Genomic DNA, 23707 nt, shown 5'->3' on the forward strand with positions numbered 1-23707 from the left:
TCGTGGCGGGCCCCGAGACCGCTGCCGGGCGTCCCCTGGCCCTCGTCTACCGCGGGCCGGCCTCGCTGCCCGGCTGCCCCGAGGCGGTCGCCGGGATGCTCTCCCGCGGCCCGTGGCGGCTGGACGTGCGTTTCACCGGTCCGCGCGAGGAGTTCCCCCTGTCCGCCGAGTCCCTCGCGCACGCGTCGGTGTACGCCCAGCCCGGCGGCGGCACGCTGGTCCCCGCCTACCTCAGGCTTTTCCGGCGGCGCCGGGCGATCCGTGACTTCGTCCGGGCCGGCGGGCGCTACCTGGGCTTCTGCCTCGGTGGCTACCTGGCAGGTGCCACCCCGGGTTTCGGGCTGCTGCCCGGCGACACCGACCGGTACATCTCGACGGCGGGGGCCACCGTCCAGGACGACGGCGACACGCTGATCGAGGTGTCCTGGCGGGGGCGCCCCCGCACCCTGTACTTCCAGGACGGCCCGGTCTTCGTCCTCGACGAGCACGCCGACGCCTCGGTCCTCGCCACGTACGCCGACGGCAGTCCCGCCGCCCTCGTCGCCCCCTTCGGGGCCGGCCGGGTGGCGGTGACCGGCCCCCACCCGGAGGCCACGGACGCCTGGTACACCAGCCAGGGCCTGCCCGTGCTGCACACCCTCGACCTGGCCGTGGACCTGGTGGAGGAGGCGATGCGGAAATGAGGCCGCCGTGAGCCCGCCGCCCGTCCTGTGGCTCGTCCATGCCGATCCGCGGGCCGCGCCGACGTCCCTGGACGCCGGTGAACGCCGGCGGGCCCTGTCCTTCACCCGGCCCGAGATCCGCAGCCGGTACGTCTCCGCGCACACCGCGCTGCGCCGTCTGCTCGCCGAGCGGCTCGGCGTGGCACCCGGGCAGGTGGCGTTCACCCGGGAGCCGTGCCCGGTGTGCGGCGCACCGCACGGCAGGCCGGCGGTGGCGGGCGGCACGGCGCACTTCTCCCTGGCCTACAGCGGGGGTCTGTGTCTGATCGCGCTCGCCGACACTCCTGTCGGCGTCGACATGGAGTGCATCCCGTCGCCCCGGGTCGTGGCGGGCCTCGTCCCCGAGCTGCACCCGTCGGAGCGGGCCGAGCTGGCGGCCCTGCCCGAGGACGAGCGGGCCCTGGCCTTCGCCCGGACCTGGGTGCGCAAGGAGGCGTACCTCAAGGGTCTCGGCACGGGTCTGGCGCGGGGCCTGACCCTCGACTACGTCGGCACCGGGCCCACACCCACCGCGGGCCTGCCGGGCTGGACGGTCGAGGACGTCACCGTGGACGTCAGCCGCGCCGCGGCGGTCGCCCTGCGCCAGAGCTGACCGACATCCGCGGCGATCGCGCTGCACCAGTGCTGGACAACATCTGCGGGCGGTCCGTGGCGCGCGGTCACGGGCCGCCCGCGGATGCCGTCAGCCGAAGGGCCGCTCGGCGACGCGCGCCATGCGCACCTGGCGCTCCCGTTCGTCGAGTTCCCGGTCCTGTCGCCCGGGCCCCGCACCGTCCCGAACGCCGTCGGCGGTCCGCCGGACCCGGTCGAGATAGTCCACCACGTACCGCACACGCCCCCGGGTGGCCTGGTTCCGGTCCCCGGTCCGGCGTTCGTCGTCCCTGAGGTCCCTCATCGTCGCGCTCCTCGTCCGATCCATGTCTGCCTGACAACTCCAGGCTGCGGCGCGGGTGCTGAGAGGGACCTGAGAACGGGGCGCCTCCTCAGCGTCCTCTCAGGTAACGGTCGTCAGGGTTCGGAGCTACGGTGGAGTCGGAGAGACTGCCATGCGACTGCTGATCATCGAGGACGAGCAAGCACTCGCCAGGGCCATCGCCGACGGACTCGCCGCGGAGGGCTTCGTAGCCGACGTCGCGAACGACGGCGCGGAGGGACTGTGGCGGGCACTGCACGAGCCGTACGACGTCATCGTGGTGGATCTGATGCTGCCCTCCCTGTCGGGGTACGAGGTGGTGAAGCGGCTGCGGGCCGCCCGGGTGTGGACGCCGGTGCTGATCCTCACGGCGAAGGACGGCGAGTACGACGAGGCGGACGCCCTCGATCTCGGCGCCGACGACTACCTGAGCAAGCCGTTCTCCTACGTGGTGCTCGTCGCCCGGCTCCGGGCGCTGCTGCGCCGCGGGGCGCCCGCCCGGCCCGCCGTGCTCACCGCCGACGACCTCACCCTGGACCCGGCGCGCCGGCGCTGCCGCCGCGGCCACCGGGACATCGACCTGACGGCCCGGGAGTTCGCGCTCCTGGAATACCTGCTCCGGCATCCGGACGAAGTGATCAGCAAGACGGACCTGCTCTGCCACGTCTGGGACGAGCACTTCGACGGCGACACCAACATCGTCGAGGTGTACGTCGGCTATCTGCGGCGCAAGATCGACGTCCCGTTCGACCGGCGGACCATCGAGACCGTGCGCGGTGCGGGCTATCGGCTGCGCGGCGGCGCGAGGTGACCGGGTGGCCGCCGGCGTCCGGTCCTGGTGGGGCCGCCGGTCGCTGCGCCTGCGGCTGACCGCCGCAGCGGCCGCCGTCATCGCCGCCGGGCTGACCGGAGCGGCTCTGCTGCTCGTCGTCTGGCTGCACACCAGCCTGATCAACGGCCTCGACGAGACCGCGCTGCAACGCGCGCAGGTCGTCGCCGCGGACGAGGGCACCAGCCGGATCCTGCCGGACGTGCCGGTCACCGGTCACCGGGAGATCGCCGTCCAGATCGTCGACGGCACGGGCACCGTGCGCGCCAGCTCCGCCAACCTGCGGGGCCGGCCACGGGCGTTCACCTTTCCGCCGAGCCGGTCGGACACCCCTCACGCCCACACGATCCATGACCTGCCGGTCCCGGGCGGCGGGACCTGGCGTGCCGTCGGCGTCCCCGCGGGCACCCGCCACAACCCCTTGATCGTGTACGTGGCCGTCCCCACCGAGAACGTCGACCGCGGCATCGCCCGGCTCGCCGCCGGTCTGGCCACCGGCGTGCCGGGGGTCGTCGCCCTGCTCACCGGTGTCGTCTGGATGCTCACCGGACGCGCGCTGCGTCCCGTGGACGCCCTGCGGGCCCAGACCGCCGAGATCACCGCGTCCGACCTGAGCCGTCGCGTCGACGTGCCGCCCGCCGCGGACGCGCTCGGCCGGCTGGCCGCCACCTTCAACGACCTGCTCGCGCGGCTGGACACCGCGACCCGGCGGCAACGGCGGTTCGTCGCGGACGCCGCCCATGAGCTGCGCAACCCGCTCAGCACCCTGCACACCGGCCTGGAGGTGGCCGCCCACCATCCCGGTTCGGTCGACGGGCAGAGCCTTGCCGCCGGCCTGCTCCGGGAGAGCGAGCGGCTCATCAGGCTCGTCGACGACCTGCTGCAACTCGCGCGGCTCGACGCCCGGCCGCGGCTGCGGACCCGCCCCGTCGACCTGGACGAGATCGTCTACGCCGAGGTGCGCGAAGCCCGCGGTCGCAGCCCGCTCGTGATCGACCGGCACGCCGTGGGCGCGGCCCGAGTGACGGGCGACGGGGACGCGCTCACCCGTGTCGTGCGGAACCTCCTGGACAACGCCCTGCACTATGCGACCACACGTGTCGACGTCACCCTCAACGCCCGTGACGACAGCGCGAACCTGGTGGTGGCCGACGACGGTCCCGGCATTCCCGAGGCCGACCGTGAGCGCGTCTTCGGGCGCTTCACCCGCCTCGACCGCGCCCGTGCCCGCGACACCGGCGGCGCCGGTCTGGGACTCGCCATCGTCCGCGACATCGTCACGGCGCACCACGGCAGCGTCCGCGTCGAGGACAACCGGCCCGGCGCCCGGATGGTCGTCCGGCTGCCGCTGGAGAACCGGTGACGCGGCCGTACGGCGCCGACCGCGGTGAGGCCGGCGGGCGGCACCCGTGGGACGTCGGCCCGGCGCAGGCCGGAGGAGGGCCGCGGCCACCGGTGCACGGGGCGCCGCCGGACGAGCCGGAACGCCAGGTCGGGGACCGCTTCTCACCTGGTCCGGTGAGGCGGCTCGGTCGGCGTCATCTGTCCCACCGCACCCACAGGTCGGCCGGCTTGCGGAAGACCAGGCCGCGGACGGCCGCCGGGCGGTCCGGGTCGGCGCGCAGGCCGTCGAGACGGTCGAGGCAGGAGCGGAGCGCGATGCGGGTCTCCAGCCGGGCGAGGTGGGCGCCCAGGCAGTAGTGCGGGCCGTGAGCGAAGGCGAGTTGCTGCCGGGAGTTGGGGCGGCGCAGATCGAAACGGTCGGGATCGGGGAAGACGGCCGGGTCACGGCCCGCGGCCGCGAGGGAGACCGTGACCAGGTCGCCCGTGTGGATGTCCGCGTCCGCCAGCCGCACGTCCCGGGTGGCGTACCGGTCGACGACGGCCGCGGCGGGTTCCAGCCGCAGGGACTCCTCGATCGCGTTGTCCAGCAGATCCGGCTCCGCGCGCAGCTCCGACAGCTGCCGTGGTGCGTGCAGCAGGTGGAACAGGAGATTGGTGATCATCCCCTCGGTCGTCTCGATCCCGCCGAAGAGGAGGATGGCCGCGTTGGCGGACAGGTCCGGCAGCTCCAGGCTCCGGGCGGCGGTGACCAGCAGGGAGTGGGGCGATCCCGCGTCCACCGTGCCGGCGACGGCTTCGCGCAGTGCCGCATAGGCGGCAGGTCCTTCGGTACCGGCCGGGCGGCCCTCGGTCAGCTCGTGCACGGAGCGGACGATGGCCTCGTACCAGGCCAGCACCCGGGGAACGGGGACGCCTTCCAGACCGAGCGCCTGCGCCATCACCGTGGCGGCCAGCGGTCCGGCGAACTCCCGCCGCAGTTCGGCCGTCCCGCGGCCCTCGATGCCGTCCAGCAGGCGGTCCGTCTCGTGCTGTGTGCTGTCGGCGAAGGAGTCGCGGACCGCGCCGGGACGGAAGCGGTCGGTGAAGGGTTCGCGGTGCCGGGTGTGTTCGGGCCCGTCGACGGAGAGCATGCTGGCACCGGTGACCTGCGCGGTCGTGAACCGGGGGTCGTCCACGGTGAACGTCTCGGCGTCCCGCATCACAGTGAGCGCCAGGGCCCGGGAGGTGACCACCCAGCCGCCGAGCGCCGGCAGCCATGTCACCGGGGCGGTGTCCCTGAGCCGGGCCAGGTGAGAGTGCGGGTTCTCAGCCAGCTGAGTGAGCGTGATCATGCGTTCAGCCTAGAACAAGGAGGCCGGCGCCCCCTGTGGGCACAGGTGCCCACCGGGGGCGGTCGGGTCCCTCCCCCGCACGTGCCGGAAGGACCGGCGGGGCCGTGTGTGTTTCCGGGGGTTCCCAAGTCCCCCTGGACGTTGGATGTCGGGCCGCTCACATGGTGTCCGCCGAGTGGCCGACTCCCCGGGGAGACCTACCTGCCTGCTGACCGCGCTCGGCCCCGACCCGGCCGAGCCGCGAAGGAAGACCGACACGACGAAGGCATGCTCCGCGCGCGTGTACGACATCCTCCTCGGCGGCAAGGACAACCGCCCCGTCGACCGGAAGGCCACGGCCGCCGCTCCGGCGCACCGGCCCCGTGCCCTCCTCACCGCCCGGCACCACCGCGACTTCCTGCGGCGTGCGGTGACCACGCTTGCGACGGGCCCTCACCAGTAGCAGGTGGTGACGCCGGGGTGCCAGTGGCAGGCGATCCCGGCGAAGCCGCCGCCGGCGGCCACGTCGATGCCGAGCGTGTCGCCCCCGCGCAGCACCTTCCGGGCCTGGACCAGTCCCTCGGCGCCGTCCCGGACCGTCTCCACCAGCCACCGTCCCGGACCGAGCGCCATCGGCACCTCGGCCGGGTGCGCGGCACCGGCGTACACGCCGCCCAGGAACCAGCGGTCGCCGCTGCGGCGGGCGAGCACCGCCACCTGGCCGGGCCGCCCGGCGAGCAGCCGGGTGTCGTCCCAGGCGGCGGGGACCTGTTCCAGGAAGTCCCGGGCGAGCGGGCGGGCGTCGTAGGACTCGGGGCTGCCCGCGAACATCTGCAGGCCGGACTCGTAGACGACGGCGAGTCCGGCCTCCGCGGCGTCGGAGTCGGGGCGCCGGCCCGTGCGCTGGAAGCCGCCGGGGGTGAAGTCCATGGAGCCGATGACGTTGCGGGTGAAGGGCAGCGTGGTGAGGTGGCCGGCGGTGTTGGTGTTCTTCTCCTCGCCACCGACGCCTTCCAGGGTCATGACCTGCGGCCAGGTGCGCTGGATGCCCTTGGGGACGGTGGAGCCGTGGAAGTCGACCATGAGGTGGTGGGCTGCGGTCTCCGCGAGGACGGCGTCGTACCACTGGAGCATGGGCTGCGCCTCGGAGTTCATGAAGTCGATCTTGACGCCCTTGACGCCCCATCGTTCGAGGGTGGGCAGCCACTTTGCACGTTCCTCGGGTGTGTCGAGGTCCCGCTGGTGGATCCAGACGATGATCCCGACGCCCTTGGCGCGTGCGTGGTCGACGAGTTCGGGCAGCCAGCTGTCGGTCTGCCAGTCGGGGTCGGTGGTGTCCCACTCGTCGGCCTTGAAGTACCAGCCCGCGTCGACGGCCTCGTAGGGCCAGTGCCGCTGAGCGGCGTAGTCGACGTACGCCTTCTGCGCGGCGAGGCTCTGGCCGGCGGCCCGGCCGCCGGCGAGCCAGGTCCACAGCACGGTCCCGGGCCGGATCCAGGAGGTGTCGGCCACCTTGGCGGCGGGGGCGAGGTCGTCGGTGAACGTGGACCGGGTGACGGTGGCGAGGTCGCCGACGACCATGGCCCGCCAAGGGGTGGTGAGGGGGCCGTCGGTGTGGACCCGGTCGTCGGCGAGTGCGATCCGGTAGGTGCCGGTGCCCTGGTCGTGCGCGAGCCGGGCGCCCGAATAGGAGCCGGTGAGGTCGGATTCGGCGAGCAGGGCGTAGCCGCCGTCGGTCGCGAAGAGTGCCTGGTCCGCGTATGCGCCGGTCGGGGCGGTCGCGGCGGTGTACTGGTTGAACTGGCCCTCGTTGTCGACGCGGTAGGCGCCGAGCCACGCGCCGGCCTGCGGTGGCAGGTTGAACGCGGAGGTCTCGCCGAGCACGTCGCCGTGCCCGGCGGGCAGGACGTACCGGTAGGCGACGCCGTCGGCGGAGGCGCGGACGACGAGGTCGAGGCGGGCGCCCGCGGCCGTGGCGAAGGACAGGCGGCTCTCGTTCATGAGGACCCGGCGCTCCAGCCGCTTGCCGGACTCCGTCCGGTACCGCTCGCTCACCCGCCGGTCGTTGCGGTCGAGGAAGCGCAGGCCCCGGGAGAGATCGGCCCGTTCGGTGACGATGCCGACCGGCGACGGTTCGATGACGGTCCGGCCGCCGCGCGTCACCGAAAGGTTCAGCGTGCCGGTCGTGTCGTCCAGGGACACCTGAGCACGCGGCTCCCGCGCCGTCGTGGAGCGCTCGGGGCCGGACACCGCCCAGACGTGCTCGGCGGGTCCGGTGTCCTGGCCGGCCCGTGCGGGCACGGCCGTGCAGAGTGTGGCCGCCAGGCCGGCGCAGAGCGCGGCGACCATGGTCTTGACGGGAACCGCCATGTGCACCCTCCCCAGGTGGTGAGGCAGGTCGAGAGTGGAGTGGATCGGTGACCGGGTGGCGTGCGCGGATGAGCCCGGCTCAGGTGAGCGGCAGCCCCCAGCGGGGCGCTTCCTCGTTCGGACGGACGGACCTGACGGTCAGGTCGGGCCGGTCGCCCTTGGCCGTGATCAGCACCGACTCGCCCTTGCGCAGGTCGACCTGGACGATGCCGTCGCCGGCCTCGGTGTGGCGCAGTGGGCGGCCCCGCCCGTCGCGTACGTCGACCGGTCCCGGGATTCCGTGCCGTACCGCGCACGGCGCGCCGGCCTCGCTGACCAGTCGCACCCATCGGGTGGTGCCGTCCCGGCGGACCGCGCTCAGCAGGAAGGCGCCCTGGGTACGGAAGTCGTGGACGGTCAGGTCCGCCCAGGCGGCGGGCAGCGCGGGGAACACTCTGACGACACCGCCCCACGACTGGCACACCATGTCGTGCAGCGACTGGGCCGCCGACAGCGGTGTCTCGATGACCGGCCCCGACTCCTTGTACATGGTGTTGGGCTGGATGAAGCGGGTCATCAGCTCGCCGAGGTATTTCAGCGCGTCCTCGCCCTTGCCGAGCAGCGCCGACATGGAGGCGGCGCCCGTGAAGGTGTAGCCCTGGAGGGCGCCCTCGAAGCCGACCCAGTGCGCGAGTGACTTCTCGATCAGGGCGCGTTCGTCGGAGGTGCGGCCGGTCACCTCGTACAGCGGGTAGACCGCCAGCAGGTGCGAGTAGTGGCGGTGGGACTTCGCGAAGGGGAGGTCCGCGCCGATCATGAATCCGTTGGCGTCCGTCGGGTAGGCCACCCGCCTCGCCAGCACCTCGCGCCACCGGGGTGCCAGCGGATCGTCGATGCCGAGGAGGCCGGCGGATTCGAGAAGGGTGCGGCAGCCCCAGGTCAGGAGCATCAGGTCGTAGTTGCAGTCGCGGGTGTTGCCGCCGTACTCCGGGGAGAAGGTGGCGGGCAGATGCAGTCGGCCGTCCGGGCCGGGTTCGAGGAAGTGCAGGTAGTAGTTGATCGCCTTGCGCAGCAGGGGGTAGAGGACGTCCCGCAGGATCGACTCGTCCATCGTGTGGCGGTAGCTGAGCCAGACGTTGTGCAGTGCCCAGGTCAGATTGCCGACTTCGGGGGTCGGCGGGTCCTGTCCGGGGATGCCGACTCCGTAGCCGGTGAGGGTGCCGGCGGCGCCGTTGACGAGTTGGGGGTCGGTGGTGCGGGGGATGCCCAGCGAGTCGGTCCGGTACCGCGCGGCCACCTCGTTGGCCAGGTTGTCCCGGAACTCGCTCAACGCCCGGGTGACGGCGTCGAGTTCGAGGTGGTTGGAGCCGTGGATGAGCCAGTACTCCAACTGCGCGTTGAGGTTCCACCAGGTGTTCGGCCAGGGGGTGGGTTCGAGCCAGGGGCCGCTCGTCGCCATCACGGGGGCGTCGCGGCGGGCGGCGGCCGCGGCCTTGTACAGCTGGATCCAGTAGAAGCGCTGGATGCGGGCGTCCGGGAGGGACAGGAAGCTCTTGCGGTAGTAGGCGTGCCACCAGGTGCGGTGGGTCGCCGCCAGGGCGGTGTAGGGCAGCCGGTCCACGGCACGGACCGCTTTCAGCGCCTGCTCCAGGGCGGTGTCCTTCGGGTACGAGTGCGCCACGTGCACGTACAGCGTGCGGGTCCGGCCCCTGGTCCGCTCCCGCCAGGCGGTGACGTGCCCGCCGCCCGCCAGCAGCGGCTGCACGGCGGCGCTCACGCCGTCATGGTCGGCCGTCTCGGCGGGCGGGTTGCCCCGGTAGCCGTCCGGCAGCGGTTTGAAGGCGGCCCGCGGGCTGATGGCCTCCGCCGGGTGGAACACCCAGCGGAAGCCGCGTTCGCCCTCGCTGGGTGTGACCTGCACGGCGAGGATCGAGCGGTCGTTGTGGACCAGGGCGCGCAGGGTCAGGGTGCCCCGGTCGGTGGCGAGGGTGCCGGTCAGTTCGGCGTCGTGCAGCGACAGCCGCCAGTCGAGGCCGGTGATCGCGCCGACCGGCTCCAGCGTGAAGTACCCGATCGGCAGCCGGGCCAGGCCGAAGAGGGAACCGAACTCGGGGCGGTGGTCCTGGACCTCGGAGTGCTGGACGTTGAACCGCACGGCGGTCGACGCGGCGCCCGGCTCGGCGTAGATCCCGGAGCCGAGGTGGCCGTTGCCGAGGAACGGGCCGTCGTACCAGGTCGTCGGCATCCGCTGCCAGACCAGGTCGGCGTCGTCGAGAACGGTGCGCCACGGGTCAGCGGAGTCCGCCGCGTGCTCGGCGGAGTCCGCCGCCGTCGCCGGCGTGGGCGGACCCGAGGCCAACAGCGCGCCACCGAGGGCGGATCCGGTGGCGAGGACGGTACGTCTGGACGGGCTGGGCACGTTGCCTCCCGGCGGCTCGGCGATTCATCGGAGCTATCCAGCGAGGTAACGTAGAGGCGTGGCTACTGTTCGTCAATACGGCTGGAGAGATCCGATGTGTTGATGTCCTGGCGACAGATCCCGACTGCGCCGCAGCCGACCGCCGTCCGCCGTCCGCCGTCCGCCCAGGCGGGTCGCCTTGGCGGGAGGGATGGTGTGCGGTCCGCGCGGCGGCATGACGGTGTGTGGTGCGCAACGGTGGCATGACAGTGTGTTGCGCACGCGGGGCCTGACGGTGTGCCGTCCGGCGCGGCGGCATGCGGCGTGCTGCGGGTGCCGGGCCCCTCGGGCGGGCCCTGGCCAGGTCGGGCGGATCGCACCGGAGGGCCGGGTCGGCCGAGTCATGCCAGGTCGATCGGGTCATGCCGGGTCGGCCGGGTGTTCGGGGCCGCGCCCCCTGTCACACCGTCACCGGGACCCGTCGGCCCTCGGCGACCGAGCCCACGAGGCCGCGCCGAAGGCCGACCGGCCCGCGGTCCGTGCGGCAGGACGTCCGTCGGCACGTGTGTCGTCGGTCGCCGCCCCGCACGGGAGTCGCGCGGAGCGCGCGCGGCGGAAAGACGAACCGCCCTTGTCCAGAGCCCAGTTGGGGGCCCTGCGGAGGAGAGCGGCGCCTGCGGCCGGTGGCCGGACGGCCCGGCTGCGCGGGCCGGGCTGTCCGGCCGGGTGCCCGGCGACGGGAGGGCGGCCGGTGAGCTGCGGCAGTGTGGAGCGCCCGCCGGCCCCTGGGCACCGTACGAACCCCGCGGACCACGGTGCCGTCGCCATATGGGACACCCACATGAGTGCCGCCACAGGTGCGGTGTCCGACACCATGTCGGCGGCCGATCGGGGGCTTCTACCGTCCCCTCCGTCAGCAACTGCGCCGCCGCCGTCCGCCGCAGACGTGCCTCCCCGGGCACGGACGGAACCGGAGCGGCAACACCCTCCGGGAGCCGGTCCGATGCCCACGATGCCCGCGAACTCCGTACAGCCCCGCCGCACCAGAACCCTGGCCGCTGCCGCCGCCGCCACGGCCGCCGCCCTCCTCGCCGCCGGCTGCGCCCAGGCCGGTACGGCGGGTTCCGAGTCCACCGGTGACGGCAAGGGCACCGCGCCCGTCGAGGTCGGCCTCGTCTACTCCAGGACCGGCCCGCTCGCCGCCTACGGCAAGCAGTACATCGAGGGTTTCAAGGCCGGGCTCGACTACGCCACCAAGGGCACCGGGAAGGTCGACGGCCACCCCATCGAGATCACCGAGCGCGATGACGCCGGGGACGCGTCGAAGGCAGTCGCCGCGGGCAAGGACCTCATCGGCAAGGGCACGAAGATCCTCGCGGGCAGCACGGACTCCGGCGTCGCCCTCCAGATGGCTCCGCTGGCCGCGCAGAACAAGGTGCTGTTCATCGACGGACCGGCCGCCACGGACGCGATCACCGGCATCAACACGTACACCTTCCGCTCCGGCCGCCAGTCCTACCAGGACACCCTGACCGCCGCCGCGATGCTCGGCGACGCCAAGGGCAAGAAGGTCACCGTGCTGGCCCAGGACTCCACCTTCGGCCAGGCCAACGTCGATGCCGTCAAGGCGGTGCTCGGCGGTGAGGGCGCGGACGTCTCCGCCGTGCTGGCCCCGCCCAGCGCCACCGACCTGACCCCGTTCGCCCGGCAGGTCCGGGCCGCCGATCCCGACCTGGTCTTCGTGGCCTGGGCCGGTGCCACCGCCCCCGCGCTGTGGACCGCCCTCGACCAACAGGGGGTACCGGCCTCGTCGAAGGTCACCACCGGGCTCGCCGGAACCGCCTCGTACCCCGTCTTCGGAGCCGGCGGACAGCAGATCACCTTTCTGGCGCACTACTTCCCGGGCGCGGCCGGCACCGCCGCGGAGCAGGCCATGACCGCGTCGGTCGAGAAGGCCGGCGGCACCCCCGACCTGTTCACCCCGGACGGCTTCACCGCCGCCCAGATGATCGTGCACGCCGTCGAGAGCAGCGCCACCGACACCGACGCCATGGTGAAGGCCCTGGAGGGCTGGACGTTCGACGGGGTCAAGGGCAGGCAGCAGATCCGCGCCGAGGACCACGCACTGCTCCAGCCGATGTTCCAGGCGAGGCTCAAGGGCAGCGGCAGGACCGCCGAGCCCGAACTGGTGCGGACGCTGCCGTTGGAGAAGGTGGCCCCGCCCGTCAAGCCGCTGGCGGGCTGACCCGTGACCACACCGTCCCAGGGCACCGGGTCCCCCCCCGGTGCGACCGTGGCCCCCGCCGCCGTCCTCGGCCTGGAGTCGGCCGGCTGGTCCGTGGGCGGGGCCACCATCCTCTCGGACGTCTCCCTGGACGTGCGCGAAGGCGAGTTCCTTGCCTTCATCGGTCCCAACGGGGCCGGCAAGACCTCGCTGTTCAACCTGATCAGCGGGCTCGTCCCGGCCACCACCGGCCGGGTCGTCCTGGCCGGTGCGGACATCACCGGCGAGGCCCCGTACGCCCGGGCGCGGCGCGGTCTCGGCCGCACCTTCCAGACGTCGAGCCTGTGGCCCGCGATGAGCGTCGCCGAGCATGTCCGCCTCGCCGCGCAGGCGGCGGACGGCGGCTCGTACCGGATCTGGCGGCGGGCCTCCCGCTACCGTGACCGGGTCGACGACGTGCTGGCCCGCACCGGTCTCGTGCACCGCGCCGACGTGGCCGCCCGGTCCCTCTCGCACGGCGAGAAGCGGAAGCTGGAACTCGCCGTGCTGCTGGTCGCCGAGCCCCGGCTGATGCTGCTGGACGAGCCGATGGCGGGTGTCAGCGCCGAGGAAGTACCCGCCCTGACCGAACTGATCCGCACCCTGCACCGCGACGAGGGCCGCACCGTGCTGATGGTCGAGCACCACATGGACGTCCTGCTGGGCCTGGCCGACCGGGTCGCCGTGATGCACCACGGCAGCCTGCTCGCGCTGGGCAGTCCCGAGGCCGTCACCGCCGACGCCACCGTCCAGCAGGCGTACCTCGGGGAGGACCTGTGAGTCCCGACCGGACGGCCCGTGCCGTCTCCGCCGCCCGCCCCGGACCGGACGGCGGGGCGCTGCTGGCCGTGCGCGGCCTGCGGGTCCTGATCGGCGGCCGGCACATTCTGCACGGCGTCGACCTCGACGTCGCCCGGCAGGGGGTCACCGCCCTGCTCGGCCGCAACGGCGCGGGCAAGACCACCACCGTGCGCGGTGTGCTCGGCCTGGTGCCGCGCACGGGCAGTGTGCTGCTGGACGGCGAGGAGACCGTGGACCTGCCCACGCACACCCTGGTGCGCCGCGGCATCGGCTACGCCCCCGAGGACCGGGGCGTCTTCGCCGGGCTCACCGTCGCGGAGAACCTGCGGCTGGCCGAACGCGCCGACGGCGCGCCGGACTACGCCCTCGTCCACGAACTGTTCCCCGAACTGCTCCGGCGGGCCGGGCAGGCGGCCGGCACGCTGTCCGGCGGCCAGCAGCAGATGGTGGCCATCGGCCGCACCCTCCTCAACGGCAACCGGCTGATCATCGCGGACGAGCCGACCAAGGGCCTGGCCCCGAAGGTCGTCACCGAGGTCACGCGGGTACTGGAACGTGCCGCCGAGGCCGTCCCGGTGCTGCTCGTGGAGCAGAACCTCGCCATGGTCCGCCGGCTCGCCGCGCACTGCGCGGTGCTCGCCGACGGCCGCACCGCCCATCAGGGGCCCGCCGCCGACCTGCTCGGCGACCCGGAGGCCACCCGCCGCCTGCTCGGCGTCGGCCGGGCGGCCGTCCCCGCACACCCCGCCACCCATGCCCTCCCCGCACACCCCGCCACCCCTGCCGCCCCTGCCGCCCCTGCCGCCCCTGCCGCCCCTGCCGAGCCGACAGCCACGGACCCGCCCGCCGAGGCCGGCGGACCCGGGCCCGCGGTGCGGCGGTCCGACCGTACGGAGGCCGACGTCTGATGGACACCGTCGTCCTGCTCACCCTGACCGGGCTCGGTCTCGGTGCGCTGTACTTCCTCGTCGCCTCCGGGCTGTCGCTGATCTTCGGCCTGATGGACGTGCTCAACTTCGCGCACGGCGCGCTGCTGTCCATCGGCGCCTACGCCACCTGGTGGGCTGCCTCCGGCCACCTGCCCGGCGCGGGCTCCGGCGGCTTCGGTTTCGTGCTCGCCGTCGTGTTCGGGGTGGTGGTCGGCACGTGCGCGGCGGTCCTGCTCGAACTGGCCGTCGTCCGGCCGCTGTACACCCGGCCGCGCGAGCAGGTGCTCGCCACGGTCGGTGTCTCACTGGCCGTGCCCGCGCTGCTGTCAGGCATCTGGGGCACCGACGCCCTGACCTTTCCCGGTCCGAAGGCACTGGAGGGCACGGTCGGTCTGCTCGGTGCGCGGATCCCGGCCGACCGGCTCGTGCTGATCGCCGGGGCGGTGCTGGTCTGGGCGGGTCTGAAGCTGTTCCTAGACCGCACCCGGCACGGACTGGTGGTCCGCGCGGGCGTCGAGGACCGGGCCATGGTGACCGCGCTGGGCATCGACGTCCGCACGGCGTTCACCCTGGTCTTCGCGATCGGCGGGGCAGCCGCCGCGCTCGGCGGTGCGCTCGGCGGCCTGTACTTCGGTTCGGTCGACCCCCGCCAGGGCACCTCGCTGCTGATCTTCGCGTTCGTGGTCGTCGTGACGGGCGGCATGGGCTCGGTGACCGGTGCGGCCGTCGCGTCCGTCGTCATCGGCCTCGTCCAGCAGTTCGCCAACTACTACACCACCGCCGGACTCGGCGATCTCGCCGTGGTCGTCCTGCTCGCCGCCCTGCTGCTGGTGCGTCCGCGCGGTCTCACCGGGAGGCTCGCATGAGCACCGTCAGCGACACCGGCGCCCGTCCCACCGCCCGCCCGGAGCGGTCCGCCGCCCGTCGCCTGCTGCGCTGGTGGCCGGTGGGCCTGTTCGCCCTGCTGTTCGTGCTGCCGTACAGCGCCGTCGGGATCCCCGGCCTGCTGGACGGGCCCGTCGGCAGCGCCGGCAGCCTGCAACTGCTCGCCCTGTGCCTGCTGTACGGCGCGCTGGCGACCGGCTACGACCTACTGCTGGGCCGCACCGGCCTGCTGTCCTTCGGGCACGCGCTCTACTTCGCCGCGGGCAGCTACGCCACCAACACGATGATGCAGGAGGCCGGCCTGCCGTTCGGCCTGTCCGCCGTGCTCGGCCTGGTCTTCGGCATCGCCCTCGCCCTGCTGCTCGGCTCGGTGAGCCTGCGGGTCACCGGCATCGGCTTCTCGATGGTGACGCTGGCGTTCGCACAGGCCGCCGCCATCCTGGTCAGCCGCGATCCGGGGGGCTTCACGGGCGGCGAGGAGGGCCGGGCGGTCGCCGCCGGTCCGCTGCCGGCCGGGCTCGTCGGCATCGAGCACACCGCCACCCTGTACTGGATCACGCTCGCGTTCCTCGTCCTCACCCTCGCGGTGGTGCACTGGACCACCCACTCGCCGACCGGCCGGGTCTGGGAGGGCATCAAGGAGAACGAGCGCCGCGTCGAAGTACTGGGGCTGCGCCCGTACGGGTTCAAACTGGTGGCCTTCACCGTGGCGAGCGGCCTGGCCGCGCTGGGCGGCATCGTGCATCTGCTGCTGACCGGCGGTTCCACCCCGCACACCACCAGTTCGGAGTTCACGCTGTCGCTGCTGGTGATGGTCGTCCTCGGCGGCTCGGGCACCCGGTGGGGCCCGATGCTGGGCGGGATCCTGTACACCTGGGCCGACCAGCGCCTCGGCGACCTGGCGGGCTCGGCGGCCGTCGCCGGTCTGCCCGCCGTGCTGCGGGTGCCGCTCAGCCAGCCGCTGTTCCTGCTGGGCGTGCTGTTCGTGGTCGTCGTCGGCGTCCTGCCCGGCGGACTGGCCGCCCTGCCGGACCGTGTCCGTGCCGCCCGCACCGCACGCCGCGGCAGAGGGGACGCGGGCGGCGGGGACCGCGAGGGAGAATCGGCCCAGGACGGGTCGGGACCCGGCACCGGCGACACGTCGGCCGCTTCCGCCGTCCGGCCCTCCAGTGCCTCGGCCGCTTCCACCGATGCCGATGCCGATGTCAAGGAAAGGCAGACGTCGTGACGACCGCCGACACCGAGCCCGCCGACACCCCGACCGGTCCCGAACCACTGCCCTTCGAGGAACTGCGCGTCCCCGTCCCCGGCGGCGACCTGGCCGTGCTGCGCTGGACCGCGGCCGATCCCGGGGCGCCCACCGTGCTCGCCCTGCACGGCATCACCGCCAACGGCCTGTCCTGGGGAGCGGTCGCCCGCCGGCTCGCGCGCCGCGCCACGCTCGTCGCGCCCGACCTGCGGGGACGCGCGGGCAGCGCGGGCCTGCCCGGTCCGTACGGCATCGCCGCGCACGCCGACGACGCCGCCGCGGTCGCCGAGGCGCTGGGGCTGCGACGGCCGGTGCTGGCCGGGCACTCGATGGGCGCGTTCACGGCGTCCCTGGCGGCCGTCCGCCACCCCGGGCGCTTCGGTCCCCTGCTGCTCGTGGACGGGGGCGTCGGGTTCCCGGCACCCACCCGGCTGTCCCCGGACGAGCTGATGACCGCGGTCATCGGCCCCGCCATGGACCGGCTGTCCATGGTCTTCCCCGACCGGGCCGCCTACCGCGCGTTCTGGCGGGTGCACCCCGCGTTCGCGGACCGGTGGACCCCGGAGGTCGACGCGTACATCCAGCGGGACCTGGTGGGCGAGGAGCCGGAACTGCGGTCCTCGTGCCGTCTGGAGGCCGTCCGCACCGACGGCGTCGGCCTGTTCGACGCGGACGTGCTGGCCGCCGTACGTCATCTGCCCGGTCCCGCCACCCTGCTGTGGGCGGACCGCGGCCTGATGGACGAGCCGCAGGGGCTGTACGACGAGGAACGCCTCGCCCGTGCCGGCCTCGACGGCACCGGCGTGACGCCCGTGCGCGCGGCGGACACCAACCACTACACGGTGCTCACCGGTGAGGAGGGCGCGGCGCTCGTCGCCGATCTGCTGCTGAAGGCCGCCGCAGGGGCCACCGGCTGACCGCCGTACGGTCGGCGCGGGTCGGCGCCCAAAGCGGCCGGCCCGCGGCAGAGGGCCGGCCTCCGCTTCACCGTCGGCCTGCGGTTCACCGTGGGCCGACGAGGTCACACCGACCGAAGGAAGGCGGCGACCGCGCCCTGACACGCAGCTGTCAGCCGCTCAGCTCCCTCAGCCGGAGCGCCAGTTGCAGCTCCAGCGCGCGGTCGGGGTGGTTCCAGTCCGCGCCGAGCAGCACCTCGATCCGGTCCAGCCGCTGCACGACCGTGTTGACGTGCACGTGCAGCGTGTCCTTGGCCCGGGTCAGGCTGCCGCCCGCACCGAAGTAGGCGGCGAGGGTACGGACCAGTTCGGTGCCCCGCCGGGCGTCGTACTCCAGGAGCGGCCCGAGCGTGCCGCGTACGAAACCGTCCACGTCCTTGTCGTCGCCCAGCACCACGCCGAGGAAGCCGAGTTCACCGGCGGACGCGCCGTCGCCGTGGCGGCCCAGTACGTGCAGGGCCCGCAGGCAACGCACCGCCTCCGCGTGCGCATCCGCGATCCGGGACGGGCCGAAGACCGGTCCGGCCGCCGCCACCGTGACCGCGGCGCCCGCGAGATGCCCGAGCTGGACGGCGGCGGCACGGGCGGACTGCCCGGGTGTGAGCCGCTCGTCGGCGGCCATCAGCAGCACGACGGCCCCGGCGTGTTCGGCGCCGGCGCTGCCCGCCGGGGCGCCGAAGAGGTAGCGGACGACAGCCGAGCTGAGCCGGTCCCGGGCCGCGGGTTCGGTGGCGGCGACCAGCACCAGGTAGGGCCGGTCGAGGTCGAGGCCCAGTCTGCGGCCCCGCTCGGCGAGCAGCGCCGGATTGCGGCCGGCGTCGGTCAGCAGGTCGGTGACCAGTTCGCCGCGCACCCGGTTCTCGGTCTCCGCGACCGTGCGCCGCAGCAGCATGAGCAGGCCGGTGACGACGCCCGCGCGTTCGAACATCCGCCGGTCGGCGTCCTCCAGCGCGCGACGCCGGTGCAGCACCATGATGGCGAGCAGTTCGGGCCCGGCCAGCACCGCGCAGATCCACCGCCCCGAGCGCGCCGTCGCACGGCCCGCCGTACGGGACTCCTCGGCCGCCGAGACCAGCCAGCCGACGTCCACCGAGTCTGCGGCGAACGGCCCGCCGTCGTGCCGTACGGCGGCGAGCGGCCGGCCACCCGGGTCGTGCACGGTGATCGCCCCGTCGAGCAGCCCGGCCACGGCGGCGGCCACCTCCCGCACGTCCCCGCCGCGCAGGACGAGGTCGGTGAGCCGGTCGTGCGCCTCCTCGGCCCGCTGCACGGCCGCCGCGTGCGCCCGTACGACCTCGTTGGCCTCGGCGAGTTCGGCGAGCGCGGCCCGGGTGTCGTCGAGGGCGCGCGCCGTGTCGATCGCGATGGCGGCGTGTGCGGCCAGCGAGGAGAGCAGCGCCACCTCGTCGGGGCTGAACGAACGGGGGTCTCGGTCGGCCGCGAACAGCACGCCGATCACCTTGCGGTCCCCGCCGTGCACCGAGCCGAGCAGCAGCGGCACCCCGAGGATCGCGACCAGGCCCTCCTCGGACACGCCCGCGTTGATGTTGCGGGTGTGGTGGAAGCGGTCGTCGGTGGGGTAGTCGGGGGTCGCGTACGGGCGGGCGGTCTGCGCCACCAGACCGCCGAGACCTTCGCCGAGTTCGAGCCGAAGGTTCTGGAACACCGGGGAGACGGAGCCGTCCGTGACCCGCATGTAGGTGTCTCCGGCCTCCTCGTCCGGCAGCGTCAGATAGGCGGTGTCGGTGCCCAGCAGCATCCTGGCCCGCCGGACGATGGCCTTCAGCACCTCGTCGAGGTCGCGGGAGGCGGCGAGGTCGCCGGCCGTGTCGAACAGGGCGGTGAGTTCGAGTTCGCGGCGGCGATGGGCGCGCAGCGAGCTGCGGACCCGCAGCGCCGTGGCCACGGCCCGTTCGGTCTCCGCCAGATCGGCCCCGTCGACACCCGCCGCGCGCGCCTGGCCGGTGACCGCGCCCAGCGCCTCGGCGGGCGCGCCGGCGGCGAGGAGTTCCAGCAGGCGCCCGAGGTGCGGGGCGGCGGAGGCCCCCGGCACGGCGAGCGGGTCCGGTCCGGCGAGGGGATCCGGTCCGGCGAGCGGATCCAGTCCGACGAGGGGATCCGGTCCGACGAGGGCACCGGGCGCGGGCCCGGCGGGGCGGGTCCGCGGGGGCGGCGGCACGGCGAGAGGCCGTCCTTCGCCGGCCGGTACGTTGCTCGCGTCCATCGCCGCCTCCCGTGTCGTAGCCGCCGCCGGTTCCTCGCCGGTGCGCCACCCTGCCAGTCCGGCCCGTCCACGTCACCCCCGTGAACTGGTGTTTTCACGCCTGCTCGGCCACGGGCACAACCCGTGCCCGGAGCGCCCGGCGAGGCACCCCCGGCCGTCGGCGGGCGGGCCGGGCGGCCGTCCCCGGTCCGGCGGGCCGCGCTCGGCACGGGCCGCGAGCGGCATCGCCCGCCCGCCGGTCGAGAACGGGCCCCGGTGCGACACGCGGAGCGGGTCGGGGCGTCCGTCCGGTGACCGGCCGCCGTACTCGACGTGCTCTCCATGGCCGTCACCGTAGGGATGCCGACCGGATCACTCACATGTGGGCGGCCCACACAGCGCCCGGCCCCGCCGTGGTGTCCGACGCCATGGGCGCACGGCGCGCGGCGCCCGCACATTCGGTGGTGCGGCGGGTCGACGGCCGGGCGGGGAGTCCGGCGCGTGCCGTCGGACACGGGAACCGGACAACGGCCCGTATCCACACTTCCCAGGGCACCCGATGGTGACCGCCCATATGTCCGCGGCCGACACGCCGCGCCTAACGTCCTTGCTCGGCAAGCGGTCGGCGGCCCGTTCCCGGGCCGTCCGGCCATCGGTCCGGGCGGGACCCCGGACGCGGTGGGCCGCGTGCCGCACCGACCGCCCAGAGCCGCGCGGACGGGTCCCTCCCCCGGCCGCCGTGCGGTTCGCGCACCCCGGAGGTTCCACCGTGCGCCCCACCACCCTCCTCGGCCGACTCGCTCGGCTGGTCGGACGGTTCGCCGTGTCCGGCCTGCTCGCGGCGGCAGCCGGAACCGCGCTCCTGACCCAACCCGCGTCCGCCGCGGCCGGGTTGACCGCCGTCACCGGATTCGGTTCCAACCCCGGCAACCTGTCGATGTACAGCTACGTGCCGGCCGCTCTGCCCGCCGGCGCCCCGCTCGTGGTGGCGCTGCACGGCTGCGGTCAGAGCGCCAACGACTACTACGCCAACTCCGGTTGGCCGAAATTCGCCGACGAGTACGGCTTCGCCGTGGTGTTCCCGCAGACCAGCTCGGCGAACAACGCCCTCTCCTGCTTCACCTGGTTCGATCCGGCCGACTCCGCCCGCGGCAAGGGCGAGGCGGCCTCGGTGGCTCAGATGGTCACCAAGGCCGAATCGCTGTACGGCTCCGACGCGCGGCGCGTGTTCGTGACCGGTCTGTCGGCGGGCGGCGGCATGGCCGCGGACCTGCTCGCCGCGTACCCGGACGTGTTCGCGGGCGGCTCGGTCGACTCCGGGCTGCCCGCGCAGTGCGCGACCAGTCAGCTGGGCGCGTCCAGTTGCCAGTTCGGAAGCGTCGATCTCACCCCGGCGCAGTGGGGTGACAAGGTTCGCGCCCAGTACCCGGGGTATGCCGGCCCCTGGCCGCGCGTCGCGATCTGGCAGGGCACCTCGGACTACACCGTCCACCCCGTCAACGCGACCGAGCTGCGGGACCAGTGGACGAACGTCCATGGCCTCTCGCAGACCCCGTCCAGCACCGCGAACCTGCCCGGCAACACCACGCTGACCAGCTACAACGACAGTTCCGGCCAGGCCGCCGTGCAGCTCTACCAGATCAGCGGCATGGGCCACGGCCTCGCGGTGGACCCGGGCTCCGGTGCTCAGCAGTGCGGCACGACCGCGGCGTACTTCCTCGACACGATCTGCTCCAGCTACTACACGGCGCGGTTCTGGGGCCTCGACCGGAGCGGCGGCACCGACCCGGGCGGTGAGCAGCTCCCGGCGCCGACCGGCCTCGCGGCGGGCACCGTCACCGACACCTCGATCGCCCTGAGCTGGTCCACGGTCCAGGGTGCGGCGTCCTACCGCGTCCTTCGGAACGGCGCCCAGGTCGGCGCGCCCGCGGGCACCACGTTCACGGACACCGGCCTGGCCTCGGCCACGTCGTACACGTACACGGTCGCGGCGGTCGGATCCGACGGCACGGTCGGCAAGGTCTCCTCCCCCGTCACGGCCACCACCACCGGCTCGGCTCCGGTCTGCACGACGGCGAGCAACTACGCCCACGTCGCCGCGGGCCGGGCCCGTACCAGCGGCGGCTACACGTACGCCAACGGATCAGGCCAGAACATGGGGCTGTACAACGTGTTCACCACCCACACCCTGAAGGAGACGTCCCCCGGTTACTACGTCCTCGCCGACTCCGGCTGCTGACCCGCCCGTCCGCCGGGCCGACCGGCGATCCGAGGCCGGCCGGCGAACGGATCGGGGTCGGGGTGGCACTCCTCGAAGGCCGGTGGCGAAAAAGGTCCACGGCCCCGGCCGGTACGGCGGGACCGTGGACCTGGGCCACCGGATCAGCAGGTGATGCTGCCCTTGCGCAGGGCGTGACCGCCGTCGTTGGCGTCGTCGGCCCAGTAGACGGGCTTGGAACCGCCGACGCATTCGTCGGCCCCGGCCACCGAGAAGCCCTCGTTGTTGATGTCGGGCATGCCGGCGGGGCGGTTGTAGACCGCCGTGGTGGCGAACACTCCGGAGGCATCGACCTGCATCGTCCTGTGCTGGCCGTGGCACGTGTCGTCACAGACCATCCAGAGACGGGACGCCTGCGGCTCCCACTGCAGTTCCATGACGCCGGCCATGCCGCTGCCGACGGACGCGACGCGGGTGAACGTGCCCGTGTCCTGGAGCACATAGCCGTGGACCGTACCGGTGCCTTCGACACCGACGAAGAAGACGCCGCCGCTGTGGGCGCCGTAGTGGCTCGGGTCGTAGGCCGCGCCGGTCGACGCGTCCTTGAAGCCCGCGCCGGTCAGGTAGCTGTCGGGGACCCAGGTGATCCCCTCGAAGCCGAGGTTGGAGCCCACGGACGGCAGATCCGACGTCAGGTTCCACTCCTTGGCGGCCGTCAGGGTACCGGCGCCGCCGCCGATGTCGTACCGGAGAACGGAGAGCCGGCTGGTCCCGGAGGCGTCGCCGTTGCGCTCGCTCGCGACGAACACCCCGCCCGCGGAACCGGCGCCGGTGAGGGTGACGCCCTCACCGTCAGGGGTGCCGGAGCCGCTGGGGAAACGAAGGGCCTTGCCGGAGGTCCAGCCGTCGGCGGTGTCCGGCTTCCAGCCACCGGAGCCGTTGGGCACCAGCCTCCAGAGCTTGCCGGAGTTCTGCGCGCCCCACAGCACGCCGCCCTCCTGGAAGAGGCCGCTGAGGTCCTCACCGAAGACGTCGGACGCGTCGGCGGTCGTGACGGAGTCGCTGCCGGGCCAGGCCACCGGCGAGGTGCCGCCGCCCCCGTCGGAGCCGCCGTCGCAGTTGTTCGCGGCGCCCAGGGTCAGGGAGGCCACCCTGAAGTCGCCGGTGCCGTCGGGGCACCGCGACCAGGAGGGGGCGGAGTGCTCGCTCCAGCTGAAGCCGTCGACGAGGGTGGAGCCGTCGGGGAGGTACAGACGCGCCTGGTCCTTGGAGCCGAGGCCGAACTGGCCGTGCACGTCGAAGGCCCGGAATCCGCCCGCGGCCAGCGTGGTACCCGAGGCGATCTTGTACTTCGAGCTGCTGCTGTCGTCCTTGAGGATCCAGCCCGAGACGTCGACGGCGGACGTGCCCTTGTTGTAGAGCTCGATCGAGTCGTTGACGTCTCCGGTCGTCACCACCTCGTTGATGCGTACGTCGTCGGCCGGGGCCGCCTGGGCGGGCGACGTCATGAGCGTTCCGGCGGCCAGCGCGGGGCCGGCCACGGCGGCGAGCAGGAGGGCAAGGCGACGGCGCCGCCCGGGCGCGCGTACTTCGGTCACGGTGTCCGTCCTCAGGAGCGTGGTGACAGGGCGGCATGAGGTTTCCGGCCCTGGCCGAACAGCCGTATTCCGGTGAGTGGTTGCCGGGTGAACGACCGCCGAACCGGGGTGCGGCTCCGGGCAAGTGTGCCCCGGTGGATCGACGGCCATGCCCACTCGTGCGGAAACGTGTGCCGACGTCCGCGGACGCGAGCGCGCGCCGGGCCCGGTCACGTTCGGCACGGTGGTCGGTGGCCCCCACGGGCCTGACGGAGAGTCGGCACAAGGGCGCGCAGAGGCCGGAAGACCCTCCCCCAGACACGCAACAAAATCTTCCGAACACCCTGGCAAAGAAAAGAAAAGGAATGACACTGACACCACCAAGCCCTCCGAAGCAGCCTTCTGACCAGCCGCTTTGCTGGGCGGTACGCCAACCGGTCCGGCTCGGTGACCTCCAGGACATCAGCAGGGGAGGTGCCGGTCGCCTTTCGTTCCAGGAACGTTCAACCGACGGTCCATGTACAGGTTGTGTGCGGTCCCTAGGGTTCCTGAGGTTTTCGAAAGAAGGGGCTCATGGACACACCCTTGGCGATCCGGGCGCGCGGCATCGCGAAATGTTTCGGGGAAGTGGTCGCGCTCGACGGCGTCGATCTGGATGTGGCGCAGGGTCAGATCCATGGCCTGGTGGGGCCGAACGGCGCGGGCAAGACGACGCTGCTCGGTCTGCTGCTGGGCCTGTCCGTCGCGGACAGTGGTGAGCT

General features: G+C 73.5%; 17 protein-coding genes and 2 pseudogenes. 13 read left to right on the forward strand and 6 right to left on the reverse strand.

Going from position 1 to position 23707, the window contains the following annotated elements; all coding sequences use genetic code 11:
* Nucleotides 1–2: 2 nt before the first annotated feature.
* The gene (locus tag ACFC09_RS41810; RefSeq protein WP_376537667.1) at nucleotides 3–683 is read left to right on the forward strand and encodes a BPL-N domain-containing protein; all 681 of its coding nucleotides are present in this window, start codon (nucleotides 3–5) and stop codon (nucleotides 681–683) included.
* A 7-nt stretch (nucleotides 684–690) separates the two neighbouring features.
* A complete protein-coding gene (locus tag ACFC09_RS41815; protein WP_376537669.1) occupies nucleotides 691–1314 on the forward strand; it encodes a 4'-phosphopantetheinyl transferase family protein in 624 nt (207 codons plus the stop codon).
* Between the two features lie 90 nt (nucleotides 1315–1404).
* Here the strand turns inward: ACFC09_RS41815 and ACFC09_RS41820 are convergent, their stop codons facing one another.
* Complete coding sequence (locus tag ACFC09_RS41820) at nucleotides 1405–1617, reverse strand: hypothetical protein (RefSeq protein ID WP_376537671.1); 213 nt, start codon at nucleotides 1615–1617, stop codon at nucleotides 1405–1407.
* Nucleotides 1618–1768: 151 nt separating this feature from the next.
* On the opposite strand from ACFC09_RS41820, the gene ACFC09_RS41825 reads away from it, so the two are divergent.
* Nucleotides 1769–2446: a response regulator transcription factor gene (locus tag ACFC09_RS41825; protein WP_376537673.1), complete on the forward strand. Its 678-nt coding sequence runs from the start codon at nucleotides 1769–1771 to the stop codon at nucleotides 2444–2446.
* A 4-nt stretch (nucleotides 2447–2450) separates the two neighbouring features.
* Complete coding sequence (locus tag ACFC09_RS41830; RefSeq protein ID WP_376537675.1) at nucleotides 2451–3827, forward strand: sensor histidine kinase; 1377 nt, start codon at nucleotides 2451–2453, stop codon at nucleotides 3825–3827.
* A gap of 175 nt (nucleotides 3828–4002) precedes the next feature.
* Here ACFC09_RS41830 and ACFC09_RS41835 read toward each other — a convergent pair whose 3' ends face one another.
* Complete coding sequence (locus ACFC09_RS41835; protein WP_376537677.1) at nucleotides 4003–5139, reverse strand: cytochrome P450; 1137 nt, start codon at nucleotides 5137–5139, stop codon at nucleotides 4003–4005.
* A gap of 205 nt (nucleotides 5140–5344) precedes the next feature.
* On the opposite strand from ACFC09_RS41835, the pseudogene ACFC09_RS41840 reads away from it, so the two are divergent.
* A pseudogene (locus tag ACFC09_RS41840) lies at nucleotides 5345–5563 on the forward strand (SAM-dependent methyltransferase); the annotation flags it as partial.
* Nucleotides 5564–5571: 8 nt separating this feature from the next.
* Here the strand turns inward: ACFC09_RS41840 and ACFC09_RS41845 are convergent.
* Nucleotides 5572–7488, reverse strand: coding sequence for a glycoside hydrolase family 97 catalytic domain-containing protein (locus ACFC09_RS41845; RefSeq protein WP_376537679.1), 1917 nt, complete (start codon nucleotides 7486–7488; stop codon nucleotides 5572–5574).
* A gap of 79 nt (nucleotides 7489–7567) precedes the next feature.
* Entirely contained in the window at nucleotides 7568–9886 is a 2319-nt protein-coding gene (locus tag ACFC09_RS41850) for a glycoside hydrolase family 95-like protein (protein WP_376537681.1), read from the reverse strand.
* 991 nt (nucleotides 9887–10877) lie between these two features.
* Between ACFC09_RS41850 and ACFC09_RS41855 the strand changes: the two genes are divergently transcribed.
* The 6 genes and pseudogenes from ACFC09_RS41855 to ACFC09_RS41880 all read left to right on the forward strand — a co-directional run bounded on the left by ACFC09_RS41855 (nucleotide 10878) and on the right by ACFC09_RS41880 (nucleotide 16909).
* Nucleotides 10878–12110, forward strand: coding sequence for a substrate-binding domain-containing protein (locus ACFC09_RS41855; RefSeq protein WP_376537699.1), 1233 nt, complete (start codon nucleotides 10878–10880; stop codon nucleotides 12108–12110).
* A 48-nt stretch (nucleotides 12111–12158) separates the two neighbouring features.
* Complete coding sequence (locus ACFC09_RS41860) at nucleotides 12159–12908, forward strand: ABC transporter ATP-binding protein (protein WP_376537683.1); 750 nt, start codon at nucleotides 12159–12161, stop codon at nucleotides 12906–12908.
* A gap of 68 nt (nucleotides 12909–12976) precedes the next feature.
* Nucleotides 12977–13687, forward strand: a pseudogene (locus ACFC09_RS41865) (ABC transporter ATP-binding protein); the annotation flags it as partial.
* Between the two features lie 149 nt (nucleotides 13688–13836).
* Nucleotides 13837–14724, forward strand: coding sequence for a branched-chain amino acid ABC transporter permease (locus ACFC09_RS41870; RefSeq protein ID WP_376537685.1), 888 nt, complete (start codon nucleotides 13837–13839; stop codon nucleotides 14722–14724).
* On the forward strand, nucleotides 14721–15971 hold the full coding sequence (locus ACFC09_RS41875) for a branched-chain amino acid ABC transporter permease (RefSeq protein ID WP_376537687.1): 1251 nt from the start codon (nucleotides 14721–14723) through the stop codon (nucleotides 15969–15971). Before ACFC09_RS41870 ends, ACFC09_RS41875 begins: the two co-directional genes overlap by 4 nt.
* Nucleotides 15968–16909, forward strand: coding sequence for an alpha/beta hydrolase (locus ACFC09_RS41880; RefSeq protein ID WP_376537689.1), 942 nt, complete (start codon nucleotides 15968–15970; stop codon nucleotides 16907–16909). The genes ACFC09_RS41875 and ACFC09_RS41880 overlap by 4 nt, the downstream gene beginning before the upstream one ends.
* Before the next feature lie 151 nt (nucleotides 16910–17060).
* Here the strand turns inward: ACFC09_RS41880 and ACFC09_RS41885 are convergent, their stop codons facing one another.
* A complete protein-coding gene (locus ACFC09_RS41885) occupies nucleotides 17061–19172 on the reverse strand; it encodes a helix-turn-helix domain-containing protein (protein ID WP_376537691.1) in 2112 nt (703 codons plus the stop codon).
* 748 nt (nucleotides 19173–19920) lie between these two features.
* On the opposite strand from ACFC09_RS41885, the gene ACFC09_RS41890 reads away from it, so the two are divergent.
* Nucleotides 19921–21390, forward strand: coding sequence for a PHB depolymerase family esterase (locus ACFC09_RS41890; RefSeq protein WP_376537693.1), 1470 nt, complete (start codon nucleotides 19921–19923; stop codon nucleotides 21388–21390).
* Between the two features lie 143 nt (nucleotides 21391–21533).
* Here ACFC09_RS41890 and ACFC09_RS41895 read toward each other — a convergent pair whose 3' ends face one another.
* The gene (locus ACFC09_RS41895; protein WP_376537695.1) at nucleotides 21534–22967 is read right to left on the reverse strand and encodes a lamin tail domain-containing protein; all 1434 of its coding nucleotides are present in this window, start codon (nucleotides 22965–22967) and stop codon (nucleotides 21534–21536) included.
* A 552-nt stretch (nucleotides 22968–23519) separates the two neighbouring features.
* On the opposite strand from ACFC09_RS41895, the gene ACFC09_RS41900 reads away from it, so the two are divergent.
* Nucleotides 23520–23707: ATP-binding cassette domain-containing protein (locus ACFC09_RS41900; protein ID WP_376537697.1), on the forward strand; the 188-nt coding region annotated here is incomplete at its 3' end.

It is taken from the genome of Streptomyces sp. NPDC056161, assembly GCF_042268025.1.
Lineage (GTDB): Bacteria > Actinomycetota > Actinomycetes > Streptomycetales > Streptomycetaceae > Streptomyces.

Excerpts from the sequence above, each read along its gene's own strand:
- ACFC09_RS41820 (WP_376537671.1), bottom strand. The coding sequence starts at position 1,617 with ATGAGGGACCTCAGGGACGACGAACGCCGGACCGGGGACCGGAACCAG.
- ACFC09_RS41825 (WP_376537673.1), top strand. The coding sequence starts at position 1,769 with ATGCGACTGCTGATCATCGAGGACGAGCAAGCACTCGCCAGGGCCATC.
- ACFC09_RS41835 (WP_376537677.1), bottom strand. The coding sequence starts at position 5,139 with ATGATCACGCTCACTCAGCTGGCTGAGAACCCGCACTCTCACCTGGCC.
- ACFC09_RS41845 (WP_376537679.1), bottom strand. The coding sequence starts at position 7,488 with ATGGCGGTTCCCGTCAAGACCATGGTCGCCGCGCTCTGCGCCGGCCTG.
- ACFC09_RS41855 (WP_376537699.1), top strand. The coding sequence starts at position 10,878 with ATGCCCGCGAACTCCGTACAGCCCCGCCGCACCAGAACCCTGGCCGCT.
- ACFC09_RS41870 (WP_376537685.1), top strand. The coding sequence starts at position 13,837 with ATGGACACCGTCGTCCTGCTCACCCTGACCGGGCTCGGTCTCGGTGCG.
- ACFC09_RS41875 (WP_376537687.1), top strand. The coding sequence starts at position 14,721 with ATGAGCACCGTCAGCGACACCGGCGCCCGTCCCACCGCCCGCCCGGAG.
- ACFC09_RS41885 (WP_376537691.1), bottom strand. The coding sequence starts at position 19,172 with ATGGACGCGAGCAACGTACCGGCCGGCGAAGGACGGCCTCTCGCCGTG.